The 561-nt window shown below is 33.0% G+C and carries 1 protein-coding gene; it reads right to left on the minus strand.

Annotated elements, in window-relative coordinates:
- Positions 1 to 561, minus strand: a 561-nt coding sequence (locus NK213_RS17990; protein ID WP_253351782.1) for a hemagglutinin repeat-containing protein, incomplete at both ends; no start/stop codon positions are given.

Consider the following 561-nt stretch of genomic DNA (forward strand, 5'->3'; position numbering starts at 1 on the left):
ATCATTTCCAGCATCTAATATTACATTATTCCCTATTACTGTACTTGCTACTGCTCCCTCTTGATAATTAGTTTCCAGTTTTGAATAACTTGAGAATGTTCCTTTCTTATCTCTTTTTGATTCTGTATACATTGTATTTTTATCATTCTCTATATTTATGTCATTCCCTGCCGTTAACTGAACTGTTCCATCTGATGCTACTGTACTTCCCTTTATATTTATATCATTTCCGGCATTTATTATTACATTGTCAAGCCCTGTTACTTCTGAACCTAACTTCTCTGTTGTTCTGTATAAATCATACCCATGATTTTCTTCTGTTCTCTCGTAATCTTTTAGGGCTATTGTATTTATATTTACATCATTAGCCTCTATATATGTCGTTCCTCCTGATTCTGTTACTGCTCCTCTTGATACATAATTGTCAGCTTCTATATATGTTGTATTTCCTGAACTTATTACTCCTACATTTTGAATATCATCGTATATTCTGGTTCTCTCTTTTCCTTCAAGCCTGTCGTGTTCTTTTGTTTCTACTCCAGTGGTTACATTACTTATTGT

Source organism: Sebaldella sp. S0638, assembly GCF_024158605.1.
GTDB lineage: Bacteria > Fusobacteriota > Fusobacteriia > Fusobacteriales > Leptotrichiaceae > Sebaldella.